Below are 5,590 nucleotides of genomic sequence, written 5' to 3' on the forward strand. Positions count from 1 at the left end.
TATAAGAGACAACCTCCCCAACCTCCCCAACTTGCCTTCACCCGTCATTTTCGGGTTGACAGACTACTAGCTCAATATCCCATTGTCTCCATCTAGGGTTACTTTTATACCCACAGGTAAAGCAGCATTGGGTCTATCATGACCAAAGGGGAGATTAGAAACTATGGGAATACCCAAATCACCCAAGCGATGGCTTCGCCCGCCAAAGGCATCGCGCAAAACTTCCTCTATAGTAAAACTAGGTATGTGAGGTGGGGCTTCACACTTGGTAAACCCTCCCAAAGCAATACCATGAACTTTAGATAAGGCCCCGCTCAAACGCCACTGAGTTAACATCCTATCAATGCGATAAGGTGTTTCTGTGACATCTTCCCAGGCTAAGATCACACCATCAAGGTTGGGTAAAATCGGTGTTCCTAAAAGATGGGTAGCGACTGTGAGATTACCAGGAAGCAAGATTCCCGTACTTGTTCCACCACCCCAACCACAACCTTTTAAAGGTGCGATCGCCCGACCTTCTACTATGTCTAATAACCGCTTGATTGACCATTCTGGCTCATTGGCTAGGGTAGTCATGACGGGACCATGTACACTGGCAATTCCGGCGTTGTAGAGACTCCAAAGCAGGGCTGTGATATCAGAAAAGCCGATTAACCATTTAGGGGTAATGATATTTTCTTGCCAAGTCCAATCTTCTAAAATCCGGGTGCTACCAAAACCACCTCTCGCGCAGAGAATACCCTTGCATTCTGGATCTTGCCATGCTGTGGCTAATTGTTGACGACGATGGGCATCTGTACCAGCTAGATAACCATGTCTGTTATCTATGTTATCGCTGATTTTAATCCGATAGCCGTGCGATCGCCAAATTTCTACACCTTGATTAAAAGCTTCAACTTCTCGCAATGCACCACTGGGGGCAATGACGCGCAGTAAATCACCGGGTTTGAGGGGTGGGGGTAGGAGGGTAGATTTGAGATTTTGAATGTTAGACATCAAGAGAATTACTGGCGGTTGTTAAATTCTGAGTAGATGTGGTAGTTGTATCGGTGATAGTAGGTTTCTGATTTCCGCCGATATTTTCCCGTTGGTTAATTAAATAAATACTGATTAAGGTAAGAAAAACCCCAAACCATTGAATAGTAGTCAGGACTTCATTGAGAAAAATATAACCAAATATTAAAGCAAAAACGGGTGTGAGAAAAGTCAGAGAACTTAAACTGGTGAGATTACCACTAGAGGCAAAGTAGAAAAATAATCCGTAAGCGATCGCACTGCCAAATACAGTAGCATAACCTAATCCCATCCAGTCCGATAGGACAAGATTTTCCCACTGTTGAGATTCTAATACTGAAGAAATTCCCCACAAAGGCAAGCCACCGATAATCATATGCCATCCTGTAGCCGTTACCGGATCTGCATAGCGGCACACAAACCGAATCATCACTGTTCCCACAGCCATTGATAAAGCGGCGAGTAACATTAATAACTCACCACTATTAAATAACTCTTGCCAATTATCTATGGAAATAGTGATCCCCGCCTCAAAAATATGGAAAATCCACTCTTGAGGTAAACCAATCAGACTAATTCCTGTCATTCCCAAACCTAACCCCAACCATCCCCATAATCCAATATGTTCTTGAAATAGCCAGAGTGAAAGTAAAGCTACCGCTAGAGGTTGAGAATCTATCATCACCGAACCTAAGCCGGCATTGGTTCTGACTAAACCTTCGGCTAAAAAGCCTTGAAATAATGTACCATCAACCAAAGCAAATATAATAATCCACAACCATCCTAACCAACTTTTAGGTTGGGGTTTACCCATAAATGCAGCCACCATGAGAATTAACACCCCCGCAGGTATTAATCTGACTCCAGCCATAAATAGAGGCGTGGTGTGAGGAATTACGCCTTTCATTGCCACCATTGCTGTACCCCAAAGGAAAAAAGGAGCAATTAATAGCAGATACGCAAGGGGATTTTTAGATCCACTGAGTTGCACTTGCATGAGATAATTATGGTTTTTATGAATAGATGAAAAAATTAGTTTAACTGATTTTACGGTTTTTAGAGTCTTGGCTGGTGGAATTAAGGTTCACATAAACTTATAGAACAATTATTAACCGCAGATAAACGCAGATAAACGCGGATGAATAAATTTGAGGATTTTTGTATGATGACAACTAAACCCAGGGTTGAAGATGGTTTTGGGATTACATTAGCGCCATTGTCTGTGGAAGAAATCTACAGTAAAGCAGATAATCCTGCTAATGGTGCTGTGGTACTGATGAGTGGTATGGTTCGTAATCAAACTGATGGTAAGTCTGTGGTAGCTTTGGAATATCAGGTTTATGAACCGATGGCTTTACAGGTATTTTATCAAATTGCTGATGATATTCGCCATCAATGGCCTGATGTGAGTCGGGTGGTAATATATCATCGCATTGGCAGATTATTAGTTGGGGAAATTAGTGTGGTTGTGGCTGTGGGTTGTCCCCATCGTGGTGAGGCTTTTGCCGCTTGTGAGTATGCTATTGATACACTCAAACATAATGCGCCAATTTGGAAAAAGGAACACTACAGCTTGCTAGGCGAAGATGGTTCTCCCATAGCAGACTCTAGTTGGGTATCTATTAAAAACTGTAACCATTAAATAGGGACAGAAGTTTGTGAACCTCCACCCCTACCAAACCCGTTACCTGTTAAGTAGGTAGACAAAATTAATGATACAGAAAAATTGGATTTAGTGTAGGGGTAGCACCCCGGCGCCTACCGCGATATTTGGGGACTAATTAAAGGTTTTTACTGATGTCCGCAATTAATTGATCTAGTTCGCTGATTTCAACTAATATATCAGGGTCACTGAAGGATTTCAGAGCATCGGCTGTTCTTTGTATGATAAAAAAGTCCAGCTTCTAGCCGTTTTGAGTATAACATCCGTCCACCCAACTTACGAAATGAGATTATTTACCAATCATGGCAACAATAATAGATAAAGGCACATGAAAAAAATAATCTCGTTGAAATTGTTCTTCTCTGACTGCGGCTAAAAATTTGTTAATAACATGATCTGCTGGTTGGTAATGATATGTGGAATCCCAGATTATTTGTAGATGATTATCTTGACGTTGGATGATAAATCCTAAATATTTTAATGCTTGAAAACCCAAATATAGGGTTTGATCACTAATACCTAGTTTCTCTAAAAGTTGGACGTGGGTAACAGGTTGATTTTTTCGACTCAGGTATTTAGAAATGCCTAATAAAGTTAACCAAATGTCCTTGGGAGTTAAATTATGGGGTTTTCTCCAAGCAATAACTAATTGTTTTCTCTGATTTAGTGATTGCTTTACCCACAAACGTAAATTATCCCAATTAGTAGGGCAATCTTGCATAATTAATAATGATTTTTCTGAGGTTAGTTCGGTTAAATTTTCCTGATTTCGCCAATCTAAAATCAATGCTGAATTTTTGGTTTTTAATTCACTTTCCGTATTAGGACGGACGGCGATTAATCTAATTTCATAACGGTTTTTAAAGCTGTTAAAATCAATTTCGGCAATACAATCACATCTACCAATAGGCAATTCTTCTTTATAGTGTCCCCACCAAATCCCCGGAAACGGATTGTTGGTAGAATTATCTCGAATATTGAAGTCAGTTTTAATATATTGGATTTTATTTCCTTTTAAATCTTCTTGATTTTTATGCCAAGAATTTTCGAACCAACAGTTTTTAATTAATAATTTGGGGATAGGATTGCCCATTCCACAGGGTTCTAATAGTTTCAATTCTAAAAATAAATCTTTGCCTAAATCGGCAACTGTCACCACCAAATCAGCTTGCACTGTTGGAGTGAGATTTATTCCTCCTAAAGATTGACGTAATTTCTGGTTAATGGCGGCTGTAAATAGGGGGATATTTTCTACTAATAAACTCAAACCCGCAGCAAAGGGATGTCCTCCAAAACGATGTAATAAATGGGCTTGTTCTTGAACTAATTGATATAAATCAACGGAGTTAATGGAACGGGCAGAACCTCGTGCTAGAGATGGGCTAGAATCCGTCTTATTTTCTTTTGCTTCTGTACTTAGCAAAATTGTCGGTCGCCCTGTTTCTTGGGCAATTTGTCCGGCAACCAGACCTAAAACACCACCTGCCCATTGAGGATCTTCTAAAACGATGACGCTGGTGGTTGATAAGTCTAATTGACTGAGTTTTTTAGTAACTTGGACTTGGACATCTTTTTGTAAAGATTTGCGACGGGAATTAGCTAATTCTGTTTCTTCTGCAAGTTGTTGACAACGCTGCATATCTCTACTGGTTAATAATTCTATACAGAAACTAGCATCACCATGAATGCGACTAACGGCGTTAATGCGGGGTCCCAAACCAAAGGAAATATCTGTGGGGCGATCGCCACTTTTCTGGCATAATTCTAATAACTTCCCCACTCCTGGTCTTCTTCTGGCTGATGGGATTTTTTTAAAGTCTGTGTGTAATTGTTGAATTCCCAACTGTGCCAAATAGCGACAATCACCACTTAATTGGACTAAATCGGCAATTAATCCTACTGCTACTAAATCTAATAAATCTGTTAATGGATGTTCGGGAATATCTGGCAAACTTATATATAATGCTTCCACCAATTTATAAGCAACTGCCACACCAGAAAGATGATATAAAGGATGTTCTTTTGCTAAATAACGCGGGTTAATAATGGCGACGACCGGGGGGCGTTCTGGTGGTAATGTATGATGGTCAGTCACAATTATATCTATCCCTAAACTTTGGGCATAGATGATTTCTGAAATATTTGTACTGCCTGTATCACAAGTAATAATTAATTTACAACCTTGGGCTGCTAAATTATCAATTCCTGGCTGATTTAAACCATGAGATTCTATTAAACGATTGGGAATATAATAACTTAATTGACGATGTTGCTGAAAAAATTCACCTAAACCATCCCATAATACCGCAGTCGAGGTAATTCCATCGGCATCAAAATCTCCCCAAATAACAATTTTTTCTCCTGTTTTCCCGGCAGTTATTAACCGTTGTACAGCCAAATTCATTTCCTGACCAAATTCCCAAACATCAGCAGGTTGATAAATTTGATAATTAATAAAAGCCGCTAACTTTTCCTGATCTTGAATTCCCCGTTGCCAAAATAATTGAGCAGCAAAGTTACCACCTGTTGTTGGTACGTATTTTTTCACTAATTCGATAAACCAATCAGGAGGTTGTTCCGTTCCTGTTAAAATCCATTCCATTTTAAACCACATTCTAACTTCTGTATTTCTTTCTTTGCGCCTTTGCGTGAGACAATCTTATTCATTAATTTAAAGTGATACTTCAGCAATATTTTCTAAATTAGGAAATTGCTGGTTAATATCTTCTGTTGCTTGTGTGATTTTTTGACGTTGACACCTCATGGTATATTGACAAGATTCACATATTTTCTGAGATTTGGCAATTTGTGGTAATGATATATTATTCTGATAATCTTTTACCCATTGTGTGAGATTGTCTAATAGTTGATTTAATTCCTGTGCTGTTTTCTGATGTTCTTTCTGATTATAAC

4 protein-coding genes and 1 pseudogene are annotated in these 5,590 nt (G+C 39.3%); 1 reads left to right on the top strand and 4 read right to left on the bottom strand.

Annotated elements, in window-relative coordinates:
• Positions 1 to 66 precede the first annotated feature (66 nt).
• Positions 67 to 996 carry an LD-carboxypeptidase gene (locus IQ228_RS19700; RefSeq protein WP_035082639.1) on the bottom strand — a complete coding sequence of 310 codons (930 nt, stop codon included), beginning with the start codon at positions 994 to 996 and terminating at the stop codon, positions 67 to 69.
• Positions 989 to 2,011 carry a DMT family transporter gene (locus IQ228_RS19705; RefSeq protein ID WP_027403675.1) on the bottom strand — a complete coding sequence of 341 codons (1,023 nt, stop codon included), beginning with the start codon at positions 2,009 to 2,011 and terminating at the stop codon, positions 989 to 991. Before IQ228_RS19705 ends, IQ228_RS19700 begins: the two co-directional genes overlap by 8 nt.
• 165 nt (positions 2,012 to 2,176) lie before the next feature.
• Here IQ228_RS19705 and IQ228_RS19710 point away from each other — a divergent pair, with 165 nt between their 5' ends.
• Positions 2,177 to 2,656, top strand: a complete 480-nt coding sequence (locus tag IQ228_RS19710) for a molybdenum cofactor biosynthesis protein MoaE (protein WP_027403674.1) — start codon at positions 2,177 to 2,179, stop codon at positions 2,654 to 2,656.
• A gap of 310 nt (positions 2,657 to 2,966) precedes the next feature.
• Here the strand turns inward: IQ228_RS19710 and recJ are convergent, their stop codons facing one another.
• Together recJ and IQ228_RS19720 are read right to left on the bottom strand one after the other, a co-directional pair.
• Entirely contained in the window at positions 2,967 to 5,279 is a 2,313-nt protein-coding gene (gene recJ, locus IQ228_RS19715; RefSeq protein ID WP_027403673.1) for a single-stranded-DNA-specific exonuclease RecJ, read from the bottom strand.
• 69 nt (positions 5,280 to 5,348) lie between these two features.
• Positions 5,349 to 5,590, bottom strand: a pseudogene (locus IQ228_RS19720) (PD-(D/E)XK nuclease family protein); the annotation flags it as partial.

Source organism: Dolichospermum sp. LEGE 00246, assembly GCF_015207865.1.
Lineage (GTDB): Bacteria > Cyanobacteriota > Cyanobacteriia > Cyanobacteriales > Nostocaceae > Dolichospermum > Dolichospermum heterosporum.

Coding starts and splice junctions, on each gene's coding strand:
- IQ228_RS19700 (WP_035082639.1), bottom strand. CDS start 996: ATGTCTAACATTCAAAATCTCAAATCTACCCTCCTACCCCCACCCCTC.
- IQ228_RS19705 (WP_027403675.1), bottom strand. CDS start 2,011: ATGCAAGTGCAACTCAGTGGATCTAAAAATCCCCTTGCGTATCTGCTA.
- IQ228_RS19710 (WP_027403674.1), top strand. CDS start 2,177: ATGATGACAACTAAACCCAGGGTTGAAGATGGTTTTGGGATTACATTA.
- recJ (WP_027403673.1), bottom strand. CDS start 5,279: ATGGAATGGATTTTAACAGGAACGGAACAACCTCCTGATTGGTTTATC.